This is a genomic window from Neotabrizicola sp. VNH66 (assembly GCF_049445895.1).
Classification (GTDB): Bacteria; Pseudomonadota; Alphaproteobacteria; order Rhodobacterales; family Rhodobacteraceae; genus Pseudogemmobacter.
This window is the reverse complement of the sequence record NZ_JBMSDW010000001.1, coordinates 76,008-90,687: the sequence shown is the minus strand read 5'-3', so window position 1 is coordinate 90,687 and position 14,680 is coordinate 76,008. Positions and strand designations below refer to the sequence as shown.

General features: G+C 64.0%; 15 protein-coding genes and 3 tRNA genes. 15 read left to right on the top strand and 3 right to left on the bottom strand.

Annotated elements, in window-relative coordinates; all coding sequences use genetic code 11:
- The first annotated feature begins 33 nt into the window (after positions 1–33).
- The 11 genes from ACO2Q5_RS00465 to ACO2Q5_RS00415 all read left to right on the top strand — a co-directional run bounded on the left by ACO2Q5_RS00465 (position 34) and on the right by ACO2Q5_RS00415 (position 5,859).
- Positions 34–228: a hypothetical protein gene (locus ACO2Q5_RS00465; RefSeq protein WP_423287356.1), complete on the top strand. Its 195-nt coding sequence runs from the start codon at positions 34–36 to the stop codon at positions 226–228.
- A gap of 92 nt (positions 229–320) precedes the next feature.
- Positions 321–839 carry a hypothetical protein gene (locus ACO2Q5_RS00460; RefSeq protein ID WP_423287354.1) on the top strand — a complete coding sequence of 173 codons (519 nt, stop codon included), beginning with the start codon at positions 321–323 and terminating at the stop codon, positions 837–839.
- A gap of 90 nt (positions 840–929) precedes the next feature.
- Positions 930–1,265 (top strand): hypothetical protein, encoded by a 336-nt coding sequence (locus ACO2Q5_RS00455; protein ID WP_423287352.1) that lies wholly within the window; start codon positions 930–932, stop codon positions 1,263–1,265.
- The gene (locus ACO2Q5_RS00450; protein ID WP_423287350.1) at positions 1,265–1,651 is read left to right on the top strand and encodes a hypothetical protein; all 387 of its coding nucleotides are present in this window, start codon (positions 1,265–1,267) and stop codon (positions 1,649–1,651) included. The genes ACO2Q5_RS00455 and ACO2Q5_RS00450 overlap by 1 nt, the downstream gene beginning before the upstream one ends.
- Before the next feature lie 359 nt (positions 1,652–2,010).
- Entirely contained in the window at positions 2,011–2,574 is a 564-nt protein-coding gene (locus tag ACO2Q5_RS00445) for an excalibur calcium-binding domain-containing protein (RefSeq protein ID WP_423287348.1), read from the top strand.
- Positions 2,575–2,885: 311 nt separating this feature from the next.
- Positions 2,886–3,797 carry a DUF4339 domain-containing protein gene (locus ACO2Q5_RS00440; RefSeq protein WP_423287346.1) on the top strand — a complete coding sequence of 304 codons (912 nt, stop codon included), beginning with the start codon at positions 2,886–2,888 and terminating at the stop codon, positions 3,795–3,797.
- A gap of 121 nt (positions 3,798–3,918) precedes the next feature.
- A tRNA-Val gene (locus ACO2Q5_RS00435) sits at positions 3,919–3,994 on the top strand.
- A 98-nt stretch (positions 3,995–4,092) separates the two neighbouring features.
- Entirely contained in the window at positions 4,093–5,031 is a 939-nt protein-coding gene (locus tag ACO2Q5_RS00430; protein ID WP_423287344.1) for a pirin family protein, read from the top strand.
- An 83-nt stretch (positions 5,032–5,114) separates the two neighbouring features.
- Positions 5,115–5,191: transfer RNA gene (locus ACO2Q5_RS00425), tRNA-Asp, on the top strand.
- A gap of 31 nt (positions 5,192–5,222) precedes the next feature.
- Positions 5,223–5,299 (top strand) — tRNA-Asp (locus ACO2Q5_RS00420).
- Positions 5,300–5,601: 302 nt separating this feature from the next.
- Positions 5,602–5,859, top strand: a complete 258-nt coding sequence (locus ACO2Q5_RS00415) for a DUF1344 domain-containing protein (RefSeq protein ID WP_423287342.1) — start codon at positions 5,602–5,604, stop codon at positions 5,857–5,859.
- A gap of 48 nt (positions 5,860–5,907) precedes the next feature.
- Here the strand turns inward: ACO2Q5_RS00415 and ACO2Q5_RS00410 are convergent, their stop codons facing one another.
- Together ACO2Q5_RS00410 and ACO2Q5_RS00405 are read right to left on the bottom strand one after the other, a co-directional pair.
- Complete coding sequence (locus ACO2Q5_RS00410) at positions 5,908–6,351, bottom strand: GNAT family N-acetyltransferase (RefSeq protein WP_423287340.1); 444 nt, start codon at positions 6,349–6,351, stop codon at positions 5,908–5,910.
- The gene (locus ACO2Q5_RS00405; RefSeq protein ID WP_423287338.1) at positions 6,348–7,721 is read right to left on the bottom strand and encodes a M20/M25/M40 family metallo-hydrolase; all 1,374 of its coding nucleotides are present in this window, start codon (positions 7,719–7,721) and stop codon (positions 6,348–6,350) included. The genes ACO2Q5_RS00410 and ACO2Q5_RS00405 overlap by 4 nt, the downstream gene beginning before the upstream one ends.
- A gap of 104 nt (positions 7,722–7,825) precedes the next feature.
- Here ACO2Q5_RS00405 and ACO2Q5_RS00400 point away from each other — a divergent pair, with 104 nt between their 5' ends.
- From ACO2Q5_RS00400 to ispG, 4 genes are all read left to right on the top strand, one after another.
- Positions 7,826–8,221, top strand: coding sequence for a hypothetical protein (locus tag ACO2Q5_RS00400; RefSeq protein WP_423287336.1), 396 nt, complete (start codon positions 7,826–7,828; stop codon positions 8,219–8,221).
- Positions 8,222–8,350: 129 nt separating this feature from the next.
- Positions 8,351–9,580, top strand: a complete 1,230-nt coding sequence (gene hemA / locus ACO2Q5_RS00395; RefSeq protein WP_423287334.1) for a 5-aminolevulinate synthase — start codon at positions 8,351–8,353, stop codon at positions 9,578–9,580.
- Positions 9,581–9,694: 114 nt separating this feature from the next.
- Positions 9,695–10,906, top strand: a complete 1,212-nt coding sequence (locus ACO2Q5_RS00390; RefSeq protein WP_423287332.1) for a helix-turn-helix domain-containing protein — start codon at positions 9,695–9,697, stop codon at positions 10,904–10,906.
- Positions 10,907–11,003: 97 nt separating this feature from the next.
- Positions 11,004–12,125 carry a flavodoxin-dependent (E)-4-hydroxy-3-methylbut-2-enyl-diphosphate synthase gene (gene ispG / locus ACO2Q5_RS00385; protein ID WP_423287330.1) on the top strand — a complete coding sequence of 374 codons (1,122 nt, stop codon included), beginning with the start codon at positions 11,004–11,006 and terminating at the stop codon, positions 12,123–12,125.
- A gap of 99 nt (positions 12,126–12,224) precedes the next feature.
- On the opposite strand, the gene ACO2Q5_RS00380 is transcribed toward ispG, so the two are convergent.
- Positions 12,225–14,645 (bottom strand): GcvT family protein, encoded by a 2,421-nt coding sequence (locus ACO2Q5_RS00380; RefSeq protein ID WP_423287328.1) that lies wholly within the window; start codon positions 14,643–14,645, stop codon positions 12,225–12,227.
- Between the last annotated feature and the right edge of the window lie 35 nt (positions 14,646–14,680).

Here is a 14,680-nt window from a genome sequence, read left to right as displayed (position 1 = left end):
ATTCCTGTCATCGAGCAACACAGGGACATGACCATGCCGACCTTCCTTACCGATACCGCCTATGACCGCCTGCTGTCCGATCTGGCCGGGGCGTTCGTCACGGCGGCCACCAACACCGGCACCGATCTGCACGACGAGCTTGTGAAGGCCCTGATGGCCGCGAACGTGCTGCCTTCGGTCTGCTGTGAGAACTACGGGCCGGAAGGGCTGCGGGTGGCGGCGGCGTAGGGGTGTGGCGGAATGTCGCATGCATGGGGTGCATTTCGTCCTTGCAATGCCTAACGCGATAGTGTTAGTGTGAGCTCACGAAGGAGGATCACATGGCACTAAGTCAAGCAGAGATGCAGCGGCAGTATCGGAAGCGGCTTAAGGAGAAAGCTAAGCTGGCGAACCTTGCCGCTGCTGACGAAACCTTCCGTTTGCCGTTCTGCGAGTTCTTCAACGAAAGCGGTTCATCGGTTGCCGAAACTTTGGCTATCGGTGGTATGTATGCCCCGGTCTTCGATGATGACCGGGGGCCGCGACCACATGGCGTGAACGGTGTTTTCGATCATAATCACGACGACGATCCTGCGCTTGACGATAGCGTTAGATCGTTAGGCCGTGCGGAACTGGTGATTGAGACCCTTATCGACGCTGCCGCCGAATTCGCGGCAAAAGTGAATGAATACAAGCGCCAAGAGATCAAAGCCCGCCTTGCCGAGATCGAGGCATCCGACCTGTCAGAACCCGAGGCGAAGAAAGCGGCGCTGAAAGACGCCGCCCGGCTGAACAAGATGCTGGACCAGTTGGATAAACAGGTTCGCTGGACCTTCCCGCAGTGGAAGGTGACGGGCTGAAAGGCCCCTGACAGTAGGACGGGCGACTAGTTTGCAGACCGTGAAGCCCGCCCTCTGTTCTCGATATGCAACTTTATACAGGAGCCGCACATGGCCCAAGACTGCACGAAAACGCCGGAAACGGCAACGCCCGTCACGATCACGATGGACCGTGACACCTTCTATCGCTGGCTTGCGGAGGTGCAGGGTATCACCGATCCCGGCACGACGCCATGTAACGCGCCAAACTTCCTGATCGAGCAATACGACGACGAAGATAGCCCCTACTGCAAGGTTGAGGGTTATGTGAACACCGTCGAAGGCACTGTGATCGCCCGTCACCATCCTGAAGGTATGGTTGAAGTGACGATGCGGTGCGAGAAGCCCGGCCCGCAGTTGATGCGAACGGTGCGGTGGATGATCGGCGAAGAAGACGAGGCCGCGTGATGCTTGATCTGACCAAAAACTTCATCGCGCCGAAGCGGAACCGGAAGGGGTATCTGCCCCGCGCCAGCGTTCTTGACCAGATGGCCGACAACGACCGGCTGGCGTTCTTCGAGGAGCATCGTCGGAAGATCGAAGAAGAAGTTGGCCGCACGGTGCTTGCTACCTGTGAAGGTCGCAGGCACTTCTTGAAGTCCGCCCGCGACCGGATGAGGCGGCTTGAACGGCTGGCGCACGCTTACGGCTATTGGCTGCCCGAACCGGCACCCGAGAAGCTGTCGAAAGCTGAACTCAAATTCGAACTTCTTGAGGTTCAGGAGAAGATCAGCGAAATGGCGGCAGCGCTTGAACAGATCAAGAGCGTATATCTGGCGCGCTTCGCCGCCTGACATTCGGCCTAACCATCACCAAGACCACGACAACGGGCATCCCAACAGGTGCCCGTTTTCTTTCCCATCCCAACCGACACTTTCCCGGTTCGACCGTATCAACACCATAGACGGTTGACGCGCCGGGCCGACCAAGCAGGGCCGCAGCGTTGCGATAAGTCGGTGAGTGCGCGGGTTTATTCATTGTCCCATCAACCCCGACACGGCACGGCGGGTTCCTCCATGCCCGCGCGGTGCCGGGCCTTACTTACTCCGAGCCAATGGGAAGGGCGGTGCGAAAGTGCTGCCCTTTCCTCATTCCAAATGGACACGCCAAAGGTTAACGGGCAGCTTGTTACAGCTAGGGGTGGAGAATCTATATGCGGAAAAGTCTTGTTTTAGTGGCCGCCTGTCTCGGTCTGGTGGCCTGCGGTGTTCCCCAGTCGCCGACCGGGCAGGGGGCATACTTTGCGTCTATGTCTACCAGTCAACTCTGGTCGCAGCACTTGCTGACAAACTCGCCGCTGGAACTGGCTTTCATAGAGGCGGAATTGGGCGCGCGTGGTGAGACCTCATATGGCAGTAGATACTTGGGCCAGAAGACGGCTGCCGCCTATGAGCGGTCTCTCTACACGCGCTCTGCCGTCGCAGGTGTCGCAGATGACAAGAACTGCTCTGACTTTGCGACTAGTGGGGCTGCGCAAAAGTTCTTTCTCGCAGCAGGAGGCCCGGTATCTGACCCACACAATCTAGACGGTGACGGCGACGGGCTAGCTTGCGATTGGGGGCGCACAATTTCCAAGGTCGCTAAGTCCAAAGCCTACAAGCCGGCCAGCACTTCGCGCCGGTCAAGTGGATATTCCTCTGGGCGCTGCTATGTCGGGCCAAGAGGCGGCACCTATACACTCACAGCAAGCGGCGCAAAGAACTACGACGGATGTTGACGTAACGTCACTTTGGCCGTTAAGAAGGCTGTCACGATGTTACAAAATGTCTTGTAAGTTATTGATATTATTCGATCTGTCAGCGGTTCAAATCCGTTATCGCCCACCATTATTGCCTTGATTTCAAGGACATGACGCCTCCGCTCTTGCGGGGGCGTTTTGCTTTAAGGCCATATCGACCGCCGTCCGCCGGGGTGAAATCTGCATGACAGCCCTTGTCATTTGATCCGGCGGGGGCATTTGCGGGATTGTCCGGGCCAGACGACAACCCCTTCCATCACCCATCGTGTGATCTTCCGGCGAGGCCCGACATGAAATTCTCCCATCGTTTTGTTGCTTCCTTCTTCGTTATCGGCGCGGTTTTCGGGGCACCGGCCCTTGCCACGGCCGAAGGGCTGGGCGTGGCGCCGGATGCGCCGGGTCTGGCTGTTCCGGGTATTGCCGTTCCCGGTCTGGTCGCGCCGGAGGTCCCCGCGGAGGGGGATGCGAGCGCGTCTTCGGAGCCGGCGCCGGATGCCGGGGACGTGGTGGCCGCGGCCATCGGGGCCGGCGGTCCGCCCGCGCTGCCTGCCGCCGAACGTGCCGAAGTGACACCGCCCCCGCTGCCCGTGTTGCCTGCCTATTACGTCGGCATCGCCGGGAAGCCCGTCGGTCCGCTGGATGAGGCGGCTCTGCGCGAGAAGGTGGCTTCCGGAGAACTGGACGGGGATTCGCTGGTCTGGACCGAAGGCATGGCGGATTGGGCCCCGGCGGCCGATGTCACCGAAATTGCTGCCCTGCTGGAGCCCGAGGCGCCCGCCATGGGCGCGAAAGCGGGGGACGGGAAAACGCCGAAGCCCGCCGCAGCTGATGCCTCCGGTCTGGCGGGCGGCTGGGAAATCGACGGCATGATCAAGATCGACGGCATCGGCTATGTCCCGGCCGATGTGCTGCAGGTGTTCAATCCGGACGGGTCGTATCGGGCCAGCGGCACGATCATCAGCACCGTGCCCGGCTATGGTCCGCAGCCGGTCGAGATGACGGTGGAAACGGTGGGCAGCTGGACGGCCCGGGTTCTGGCCGATGGTTCGGTCGAGCTGACCCTGCATGGCGCCAGCTCTGTCGGTGTTCCCTCGCTTGGGCTGGCGCCGGTGAAAAGCCCGGTGAACGAGACGGTGATCATCCGTGTTGCCGGCCCGGATACGCTGATCGACCAGAGCGGCAACGCCTGGACCCGCGTCTGATCCAACCCGGGTCTGATCCGCCGCCCGCCTGACTTCTGCGCCCCGGTTCCGGCCGGGGCGTTCCCCGTTTCGGCTTCCGGGGCTTGCATCGCCGCCCGCCGCCCGGTAATCCGCCCGTATCGGGTGGTTAGCTCAGTTGGTAGAGCGTCTCGTTTACACCGAGAATGTCGGGGGTTCGAGTCCCTCACCACCCACCATTCCCCTTCTGTGCAAACGGGCAGAGATATGCCTTCCTGCATCGCGCTTTGTGCGTTGCGGGAAAGGCGCCATATTGGTCCTGTAGCAGGAGGCCAAGATGAGCTGGAACCCCATTCTCGACCCGTCCATTCCGATCGGCTCTCAGGTCGATTCCATTGAAACCGTCATCGTGCCGCGTGCCCGCGATCTGGGCGGGTTCGAGGTGCGGCGCGCGCTGCCCTCGGCCCAGCGGCAAATGGTCGGTCCCTTCATCTTCTTCGACCAGATGGGCCCGGCCGAGTTTCTGACCGGAGAGGGGATCGACGTGCGGCCGCACCCGCATATCGGGCTGGGCACCGTGACCTATCTGATGAAGGGCCGTCTGCATCACCGCGATTCGCTGGGCACCGATCAATGGATCGAGCCGGGGGCGGTGAACTGGATGATGGCGGGCCATGGCATCACCCATTCGGAACGCACCGATGGTGAGGCGCGGAAGGCCCCGCTGTCGATGTTCGGACTTCAGACCTGGCTTGCGGTGCCGAAGGACCGCGAGGAGGATGCGGCCGCCTTCGTCCATGTGGAGAAGACGGCGCTGCCGGAACTGGAGGGGGAGGGCAAGCAGGTGCGTCTGGTGCTGGGCCATGCCTGGGGCGAAAGTGTGCCGCTGGCGATGCCGTCCGAAGTTTTCTACGCCGATGCCGTCCTGCAGCCCGGCGCGGCGATTCCCCTGCCGGATGATCATGAGGACCGCGGTGTCTATGTCCTGACCGGCGAGGTCGAGATGGGTGGCCAGATCTTTGAGGCGGGCCGCATGCTGGTCTTCCGTCCCGGCGACCGGGTGTCGGTCAAGGCGGGCGGGCAGGGCGCGCGGATCATGCTTCTGGGCGGCGCCACGATGGACGGGCCGCGGTACATCTGGTGGAACTTCGTCGCCTCCTCCCGCGACAAGATCGAGGCGGCGAAGGAGGCCTGGCGCGCGGGTGACTGGATGCATGGCCGCTTCAGCCTACCGCCTGAGGACAACAAGGAATTCATCCCGGCGCCGGAGAAATGATTTTTCGTTCGGGCGGCGCTTGACGCCGCCCGCGCCCCCGCGTATCTACCCGCCACGCCCGGGATGACCGGGAAGCAGATCGCGCGGTTGTAGCTCAGTCGGTTAGAGTACCGGCCTGTCACGCCGGGGGTCGCGGGTTCGAGCCCCGTCAACCGCGCCACTTGCTTCCTGTTTGTCCGCGTGCGGCCTGCGCGGTTGTAGCTCAGTTGGTTAGAGTACCGGCCTGTCACGCCGGGGGTCGCGGGTTCGAGCCCCGTCAACCGCGCCACTTATCTCTTGCAGATGCAGGAAAAGCCGTCCTTCGGGGCGGCTTTCTGCATTCCCGCCCCGTGGTCCCGGCCCTGTGGTCATTGCAACAAAGGGTCGCGGCCCTGTGACCGGCCTCGCTGCCGGTCGCCGCCTATCAACTGGCGGTGAGAGGGGCTGCACAGCCGTCCGGCGCGGTGCTATCTATCTGGAGCGCGGCCAGAGCCTGCCGGACGGGACCGGAACCCGCCGACACGACAGACCCGGCGCGCCGCGCAGTCGGGACCGGAGGAACCTCCACGGTCCCGCAACCGGAGAGCTAAAATGCGTAACCGCATCCTTCTGCCGATTCTGCTGACCGGAACGCTTCTGGGCACGGCCGCCCTGGCCAGCTCGTATCACGTGACGGGCAAGATCAAGGAGATCAATGCCGGGACCGAAACCCTGATGCTGGCCGATGGCTCGGTCTATCAGATTCCGAACACCGTCAAGACGGATGGTTTCAAGGTGGGCGACAAGGTTGTCGTCGAATGGGATATGGTGGGCACGGCGCATCAGCTGATCAGCCTTGCGCCGGCCTGAACCGGCCCGGCAGGGCGGGAGCGGGGGCCTTCGGGCCCCCGTTTCGTTTCAGAGCTTCAGCCGGTAACGGATATGCCCGTCGCTTGGGGCATAGCTGTCATACAGCGCGCGGGCGCGGGTGTTGCCCTCATCTGTGTGCCAATACAGCCGGGCATTGCCCTCGGCCCGGCAGAGCGCGATCAGCGCGTCGATCAGCGCGCGGCCTACACCCTTGCCGCGGGCTTCGGGTGCCACGAACAGATCTTCCAGATAGCGGTCCTCTCCCAGCACCCAGGTCGAGCAATGGGTGTGGTGCAGCGCAAATCCCAGCAGTTGGTCGCCGTCAAAGGCCAGCATGCCGCACAGCGGGGCGGTGGGGTCCACCACCCGTGCCCATGTGCGCGCGGTCACCTCGGGCGCCAGGTCGACGTTGTAGAAGGCCAGATATTGCGACCAGAGGCCGCGCCACGGCGCCTCGTCTTCCGCGGTGGCGGGGCGAAGGGTCAGGCTCATGCAATCCGCTCCAGCACGCGGGCCCAGGACCGGATGCCCTTGTGGAAGCATTCCAGATCATATTTCTCATTCGGCGAATGGATGTTGTCATCGTCCCGGCCAAAGCCGATCAGCATGGAATCCATCCCCAGCACCGTCTTGAAATAGCCCGCAATCGGGATCGACCCGCCCGCGCCGACAAAGGCTGCCGGGCGGCCCCATTCATCCGACAGCGCCTGCCGGGCCTGTTCAAAGGCCGGATCGGTGATCGCCATGACCGAAGCTGGGCTGCCGTTGATCTCATCATGCCATTCCACCCGGCAATCGGCGGGCAGCTGCGCCTCCAGCCAGCTGCGGAAGGCGGTGATGACCGGGCCGGGGTCCTGTTCCGACACCAGCCTGAACGACACCTTGGCATGCGCTTCGGCCGGCAGCACGGTCTTGAAGCCCGCGCCGTTATAGCCGCCCCAAAGGCCGTTGACCTCGGCTGTCGGGCGCGACCAGATCATTTCCAGCGGCGTGCGGTCCTGTTCGCCCGCGGGCAGTGACAGACCCACATCGCCAAGGAATTTCTCATGGTCGAAAGCCAAAGCCTGCCACTGCGCCCGGATCTCATCGGGCAGTTCCTTCACCCCGTCATAGAAGCCCGGCACGGTAACGCGGCCCGTCTCGTCATGCAGGTTGCCAAGGATTTTCGCCAGCACATGCAGCGGGTTGCGCGCCAGCCCGCCATACATGCCGGAATGCAGGTCGCGGTTCGCCGCATGGACGGTGAATTCCGTCTTCGCCAGCCCGCGCAGCATGGTGGTGATCGCGGGCACGTCATCCTCGAACAGGCCGGTGTCGCAGATCAGCGCGATGTCGCTGCGCAATTCGTCCGCGTTTTCGGTCATGAACGGCACCAGCGAGGGGGAGCCGGATTCCTCCTCACCCTCAAGGAAGATGGTGATGCGGCCGGGCAGGGCGCCATGCACCGCCTTCCACGCGCGGCAGGCCTCCAGAAAGGTCATCAGCTGGCCCTTGTCATCGGCCGAGCCGCGGCCGCGGATGACGCGGCCCTTGGCGGTGTCCTGCACCTCCGGGTCAAACGGGTCGCGGTCCCAGAGGTTCAGCGGGTCCACCGGCTGCACGTCATAATGGCCATAGAACAGGATATGCCGTTCCCCCTCGCCACCATGGGCCACCACCATCGGATGGCCGGGCGTCGGGGCCGAGCGGGCGTCGAAGCCCAGCGATTTCAGATCCTCGACCAGCCAGTCGGCGGCGCGGGCGCAATCGCCCTTATAGGCGGGATCGGTGGAAATCGAAGGGATGCGCAGCAGGTCCAGCAGGCGGTCCAGCGCCTCGGGCAGCATGTCGTCGATGCGCTGAAGGACGGCGTCAATGGTCATGTCGGTCTCCGCTCTGTGATCGGAGGCGGAGCCTAACAGCCCCTTGGGGACTGTCCAGAGCCCACGGTTTCAGGTAGGAAAGGGCCGATAAGACGGAGGTGCAGATGCGTGTTCTGACGATTGCGATGGCGGGGATTCTGGCGGCGGGCGCGGTGCAGGCCGCCGATGTTCCGACGGAAACGGCGGTTCTCGGCAGGTCTCAGGTGACACTGTATCTGCACGATTTCCTGACGGATGAGGAAAAGGCCACGCTGCGGCTGGTCTTGTCGAACGAACAGGCGCTGGCGATTTTCGTGCCGGAAAACAAGGGGTTTGCGGCCATGGCGGCCTCGCCCGATGATGGGTTCATCCGCGGCGGCCAACCTGTTGCCTCTGCCGTGGCGCTGGCCGGGCTGCCCGATGCCGCCACGGCCGAGGCCGAGGCGTTGGCCGCATGCAGCACGGCGAAGACCGGAAAGGCGCCCTGCGTGACGGTTCTGACGGTCACCCCCGGAAAGTAGCACTGGAAAAGTTATGCCTCCGGGGCGACAATTCGTCCCCTGTAAGGGAGGCGCCCTTTGATGCAGGTCAAGGGCGGCAGGCGCCAAGGGGGCTAGAGCCACAGGCGCAAGAGACGTGAGGACGGACCCATGAACTACGATGCCGCACTGGACCGCGCACTTGGCCGGTTGCACGACGAAGGGCGCTACCGCACCTTCATCGACATCGAACGTCAGAAGGGTCACTTCCCCCGCGCCGTCTGGAACCACCCCGATGGCACGCAACGCGACATCACCGTCTGGTGCGGCAACGACTATCTGGGCATGGGTCAGAACCCCGTGGTGCTGGAGGCGATGCATGAGGCGCTGGAAGCCACGGGCGCAGGTTCGGGCGGCACCCGCAACATCTCGGGCACCACGATCTATCACAAGCGGCTGGAGGCCGAGATCGCCGATCTGCACGGCAAGGACGCCGCGCTGGTCTTTTCCTCTGCCTATATCGCCAATGACGCCACGCTTTCGACGCTGCGGGTGATCTTTCCCGGGCTGATCATCTATTCCGACGCGCTGAACCATGCCTCGATGATCGAAGGCGTCCGTCGCGGTGGCGGCGAGAAGCGCATTTTCCGCCATAACGATGTGGCCCATCTGCGCGCGCTGCTGGAGGCCGACGATCCTGCCGCGCCGAAGCTGATCGCCTTTGAATCGGTCTATTCGATGGACGGCGATTTCGGCCCGATCCGTGAGATCTGCGACCTTGCGGAAGAGTTCGGCGCGCTGACCTATCTGGACGAAGTGCATGCCGTGGGCATGTATGGCGCGCGCGGCGCAGGGGTCGCGGAACGCGACCGGCAGATGCACCGGGTGGACATCATCAACGCCACTCTGGGCAAGGCTTTCGGGGTTTTCGGCGGCTATATTGCTGCATCTGCGAAGATGGTGGATGCCGTCCGCAGCTATGCGCCGGGCTTCATTTTCACCACCTCCATCCCCCCGGTCGTGGCCGCCGGGGCCGCCGCCTCGATCAAATTTCTGAAAGGGCCGGAGGGGCGCGCCTTGCGCGAAACGCATCAGGCGCAGGCCGCCGCGCTGAAGCTGCGGCTGCGTGGGCTGGGCCTGCCTATCATCGACCACGGCTCACATATTGTGCCCGTGCATGTGGGCGACCCCATCCATTGCAAGATGCTGTCCGACATGCTGCTGGAAGATTTCGGCATCTACGTCCAGCCGATCAACTATCCGACCGTGCCGCGCGGGACCGAGCGGCTGCGCTTTACCCCTTCGCCCGTGCACGGATCACCGGAAATTGACCAGCTCGTGCGCGCCATGGACAGCCTTTGGCGGCATTGTGCGCTGAATCGCGCCGAAGCCTCGGCCTGACCGATCCTGCATGTGCAAAAGCGCTTGCCCTATGCTAGCGTTATCGCAATACGAAGGCATGTGAGTCGCCGGAAGAAGTGACTCGCAAAGCAGGCGCCAAGGGGACAGGTTCGCATGATCGGCTGGAGGTCAAAACCTCAGGCACCGGACGAGGAGAAGCCGCGCGGCTTCGACGACTTCGATCTTCGCCTCGGGGATCTGATGCGCGGCGAACGCGCCACCCTGGGCAAATCGCTCTTGGATGTTCAGCGTGAACTGAAGATCAAGGCCACCTATATCGCCGCCATCGAAAATGCCGATATTTCGGCTTTTGAGACCCCCGGTTTCGTGGCGGGCTATGTGCGGTCCTATGCGCGCTATCTGGGCATGGACCCGGATGAGGCGTTCCGCCGCTTCTGCCTTGAGGCGAATTTCACCCCGGCGCATGGCATGTCCTCGGCGGCCGCGCCGCAGCGTGTGGCCAAGGCCCGCCCACATCCCGAATTCGCCGATCCGCTGGCCAATCCCAATGTGGCCTTCGTGCCCAAGGGGGAAAGCTGGCTGTCCCGCGTCGAACCCGGCGCGGTCGGTTCCCTCTCGGTGCTGGTCGCGCTGATCGGTGCCATCGGCTATGGCGGCTGGTCCATCCTGCAGGAGGTGCAGCGCGTGCAGCTGGCCCCGGTGGATGAGGCGCCCGCCGTCGTGGTCCAGATCGACCCGCTGCAGCCGGACCTGCCCGCGGCGAAGCCGGCCACCGAAACCGCCGAATCGACCACGACCGAGCCCGATCTGATGGACCGGCTCTATCAGCCGCAGGCACTGGACGTGCCGGTGATGGTGTCGCGCAACGGCCCGATCGGCACGATCGACCCGCGCGCCGGCGGTGCCGTCCCGCAACCCGGTGCCACCGGGATCGAGGCTGCCGTGGCCGAAGCCGTGTCCGCCGAAGACGAAACCATTCAGGTCACCGCCGCGGCCCAGCCCGGCGTGCAGGTTCTGGCTGTGCGCCCGGCCTGGGTCCGCATCTCCTCGGCCGATGGGACGGTGCTGTTCGAAAAGATCCTCGACGCCTGCCAGACCTATGCCGTGCCTGCGCTGGAAGAGGCCGCAAAGATCCGCACCGGTAATTCCGGTGGCGTCTATTTCGTGGTGAACGGCCAGACCTATGGCCCGGCCGCCCCCGGCACCAATGTGGCCAAGAATATCGAGCTTTCGCCCGAAGCGATCACCGCGAAATATGCGGTGGCCGATCTGGAGAAAGACCGTGATCTGGCGCGCATCTTCACCGCCGATGCCTCTGGCGCGGCGCCGGTCGATCTGGCGGCCAGCTGCCCGCCCGCGAACTGACCGCCATAAGCTGAACCCGCCGTCTTGTGACCGGGCCGCGGTTGCCGCCCGGCCCGCGGGCCGCTAAACATCGGGCCAGTGTCTGCGGAGTGCCGAGATGAGCCTGAACCCGATCCGCCCCTGGCGCAATATCGAGCGCCGGAAATCCCGCCAGATCATGGTGGGCAACGTGCCGGTCGGGGGCGACGCGCCGATCTCGGTCCAGACCATGACCAACACCATCACCTCGGATGTGAAGGGGACGCTGGATCAGGTGATCCGCTCGGCCAATGCCGGGGCCGATATCGTCCGCATCTCCACCCCCGATGTGGAAAGCACCGCAGCACTGCGCGATATCGTGCGCGAAAGCCCGGTGCCCATCGTGGCCGACATCCATTTCCACTACAAACGCGCCATCGAAGCGGCCGAGGCGGGCGCCGCCTGTCTGCGGATCAACCCCGGCAACATCGGCGACGCAAAGCGCGTGGCCGAGGTGGTGCGCGCCGCCCGCGACCATGGCTGTTCCATTCGCATCGGCGTGAATGCCGGTTCGCTGGAGCGGCACCTTCTGGAGAAATATGGCGAGCCCTGCCCGGATGCGATGGTGGAATCCGGGCTGGATCATATCAAGATCCTGCAAGACCACGATTTCCACGAATTCAAGATCAGCGTGAAGGCGTCCGACGTCTTCCTCGCCGCCGCCGCCTACCAGCAGCTGGCCGCCGCCACCGATGCGCCGATCCATCTGGGCATCACCGAGGCGGGCGGTCTCGTCTCCGGCACGGTGAAATCCGCCATCGGTCTCGGCTCGCTCCTGTGGTTCGGCATCGGCGATACGATCCGCGTCTCCCTGTCCGCCGATCCGGTGGAAGAGGTGAAGGTCGGCTATGAGATCCTGAAATCCCTTGGCCTGCGCACTCGCGGCGTGCAGATCATCTCTTGCCCCAGCTGCGCGCGGCAGGGCTTCGACGTGATCAAAACCGTCGAGAAGCTGGAACAGCGGCTGGAACATATCAAGACCCCGATGAGCCTGTCGATCATCGGCTGCGTGGTCAACGGCCCGGGTGAGGCGCTGATGACCGACATCGGCTTTACCGGCGGCGGGGCCGGCAGCGGCATGGTCTATATGGCGGGCAAGCAGAGCCACAAGATGTCGAACGAGCAGATGATCGACCATATCGTCGAACTGGTTGAGGCGCGCGCCGCCGAACTGGCCGCGGCCGAGAAAGCGGCCGAATAGCTCCTTTCGGCCACGCCCCATTCATCTGTTCATAAATATCCTGCGGGGAGGTCCGGAGGGGTGCAAAACCCCTCCGGGCGCGTTGCAGGACGCGCGGCCTCAGCCCCGCATCCGCCCGCCATCATCCCAGATCGGCGCCAGATGCACCCGGGCGGGGCGGCGCTGGCCCAGGATTTCCACCTCCAGCGCCAGCCCGTCCTCGACCCGGTCCGCGGGGATGAAGCCCTGCGCCACCGACAGGCCGGTCCAGTGGCTGAACCCGCCGCTGGTGCACCAGCCGACCACCGCGCCGTCCAGCCAGATGGGCTCCCACGCCACGACATCGGCGTCCTCGGCCTCGACCACGATCGGCACCAGCCGCCTCTTCGCGCCTTCGGATTTTTCCTTCAGCGCCGCAGCCTTGCCGATCCACTCCGCGGACTTGTCCCAGGAAATGAAGCGGTCCAGCCCGGTTTCCATGGGCGTATAATCGGGACTGAACTCACGCCCCCAGCTGCCGAACCACTTGTCCAGCCGCAGGCTCATCATCGCGCGCATGCCGAAGGGACGGATGCCGAACTCCTGCCCGGCGGTCCAGAGCACCTCCCACAGGTGGCGCACCGACATGTGGTCGCAGAAGATTTCATAGCCCAGATCGGCGGTATAGCTCACCCGCTGCACAAGGCAGTTCGCCATGCCCACGGTGATCTTCTTCGCATCCATGAAGCGGAACGCCCCGGCCGAGACATCGGCCCGCGTCACCCGCGCCAGAAGATCGCGCGCCTTCGGCCCGGCAATGGTAAAGCCCGAGCGCGAATCCGAGATATTCTCGACCGTCACGCCCGGCACCGCATTCTGTTCGAACCAGCGCATGTGCCAGCCCTGCGCGCCATAGCTGGCGGTCAGCTGGAATTCGCTTTCGCTCAGGCAGGTCACGGTGAAATCGCCGATGATCTTGCCCGAATGCGCCAGCATCGGCGTCAGCGAGATCCGTCCCGGTTTCGGAATCCGGCCGGCCATGATCCGGTCCAGCCAGGCCCGTGCGCCGGGGCCCTTCACCAGATATTTGCCGAAGTTCTGCAGCTCGTTGATGCCCACGCCTTCGCGCACGGCGCGCACTTCCGCGGCCGTCGCCTCCCAGGCGTTCGACCGTTTGAAGGTTGGCTCCTCATAGCGCGGCTCGCCCGGCAGGGCGAAATAGTTCGGCACTTCCAGCCCGTATTGCTGGCCCCAGACGGCATTCATGCCATCGAACACCTCATACATCGGCGTGGTGCGGAAGGGGCGGGCGGCGGGCCGCTCCTCATTCGGATAGGAGACGTTGAACCGCATCTGATAGTTTTCGATGACCTTGGGCACGGTATAGCCGGGGCTGGTCCAGGTGCCGAAGCGGCTGACGTCAAAGCCGCGCGGGTCACGCTCCACCTCGCCATGGATCATCCATTGCGCCAGCGCCAGACCCATGCCGCCGCCCTGAGAGAAGCCGGCCATCACGGCGCAGGCGCTCCAGTAGTTGCGCAGGCCGGGGACGGGGCCGATCAGCGGGTTTCCGTCGGGCGCGAAGGTAAAGGGACCGTGGATCACCCGCTTGACGCCGGACCGGCCCAGCACCGGGAAGCGGCGATAGGCGAAATTCACCGAGTCTTCGATCTTGTCGAAATTCTCGTTCAGCAGTTCATGTCCGAACTGCCAGGGCGTGCCGTCCACCGCCCAGGGTTCGCAGGGTTTTTCGTAGAACCCGATGCAGAAGCCGCGGCCTTCCTGCCGCAGATAGCTTTCGCCGCCGGGGTCCATCACATGCGGGAACTCGCGCCCCTGCGCGAGAATATCCATGATTTCCGGCACATCGTCGGTCACCAGATATTGGTGTGCCATCGGCAAGAGCGGCAGATAGACCCCTGCCATCGCCCCCACCTCGCGCGCCCAAAGGCCGCCCGCATTGACCAGATGCTCGCAATGGACGGTGCCCTTTTCTGTGACCACCTCCCAGCCCTCGGCCGTTGGATTGGTCTCCAGCACACGGTTGTGCAGCACGATCTCGGCCCCCGCCATCCGCGCGGCCTTGGCATAGGCATGGGTGGTGCCCGAAGGGTCAAGGTGGCCGTCCAGCGGATCGTACAGCCCGCCGATGATGCCGTCGAGGTTCACCAGACCCTCGGTCAGCTTGAAGATTTCTTCCGGTCCGAGGATTTCGGTGTCCAGCCCCATATAGCGGTGTTTCGCGCGTTCGGCCTTCAGCTGCTCAAACCGCGCCATATTGTCGGCCAAGGTCACGCCGCCCACATGGTGCAGCCCGCAGCTCAGCCCGGTGATCGCCTCCAGCTCTTTATACAGCCGGATGGTATAGCCCTGCAGAGCCGCCATATTGGTGTCGCCGTTCAGCGTGTGAAACCCGCCCGCCGCATGCCAGGTGGAGCCGGAGGTCAGTTCCGACCGCTCGATCAGCATGACATCGGACCAGCCCAGCTTGGTCAGGTGATAGAGTACCGAACAGCCGACGACCCCGCCGCCGATCACCACCACACGCGCATGCGTCTTCATCGCCGATCACCCTTTGCCGCTTTCCGGCAGAGTGG

Excerpts from the sequence above, each read along its gene's own strand:
- ACO2Q5_RS00465 (WP_423287356.1), top strand. The coding sequence starts at position 34 with ATGCCGACCTTCCTTACCGATACCGCCTATGACCGCCTGCTGTCCGAT.
- ACO2Q5_RS00460 (WP_423287354.1), top strand. The coding sequence starts at position 321 with ATGGCACTAAGTCAAGCAGAGATGCAGCGGCAGTATCGGAAGCGGCTT.
- ACO2Q5_RS00455 (WP_423287352.1), top strand. The coding sequence starts at position 930 with ATGGCCCAAGACTGCACGAAAACGCCGGAAACGGCAACGCCCGTCACG.
- ACO2Q5_RS00450 (WP_423287350.1), top strand. The coding sequence starts at position 1,265 with ATGCTTGATCTGACCAAAAACTTCATCGCGCCGAAGCGGAACCGGAAG.
- ACO2Q5_RS00445 (WP_423287348.1), top strand. The coding sequence starts at position 2,011 with ATGCGGAAAAGTCTTGTTTTAGTGGCCGCCTGTCTCGGTCTGGTGGCC.
- ACO2Q5_RS00440 (WP_423287346.1), top strand. The coding sequence starts at position 2,886 with ATGAAATTCTCCCATCGTTTTGTTGCTTCCTTCTTCGTTATCGGCGCG.
- ACO2Q5_RS00430 (WP_423287344.1), top strand. The coding sequence starts at position 4,093 with ATGAGCTGGAACCCCATTCTCGACCCGTCCATTCCGATCGGCTCTCAG.
- ACO2Q5_RS00415 (WP_423287342.1), top strand. The coding sequence starts at position 5,602 with ATGCGTAACCGCATCCTTCTGCCGATTCTGCTGACCGGAACGCTTCTG.
- ACO2Q5_RS00410 (WP_423287340.1), bottom strand. The coding sequence starts at position 6,351 with ATGAGCCTGACCCTTCGCCCCGCCACCGCGGAAGACGAGGCGCCGTGG.
- ACO2Q5_RS00405 (WP_423287338.1), bottom strand. The coding sequence starts at position 7,721 with ATGACCATTGACGCCGTCCTTCAGCGCATCGACGACATGCTGCCCGAG.
- ACO2Q5_RS00400 (WP_423287336.1), top strand. The coding sequence starts at position 7,826 with ATGCGTGTTCTGACGATTGCGATGGCGGGGATTCTGGCGGCGGGCGCG.
- hemA (WP_423287334.1), top strand. The coding sequence starts at position 8,351 with ATGAACTACGATGCCGCACTGGACCGCGCACTTGGCCGGTTGCACGAC.
- ACO2Q5_RS00390 (WP_423287332.1), top strand. The coding sequence starts at position 9,695 with ATGATCGGCTGGAGGTCAAAACCTCAGGCACCGGACGAGGAGAAGCCG.
- ispG (WP_423287330.1), top strand. The coding sequence starts at position 11,004 with ATGAGCCTGAACCCGATCCGCCCCTGGCGCAATATCGAGCGCCGGAAA.
- ACO2Q5_RS00380 (WP_423287328.1), bottom strand. The coding sequence starts at position 14,645 with ATGAAGACGCATGCGCGTGTGGTGGTGATCGGCGGCGGGGTCGTCGGC.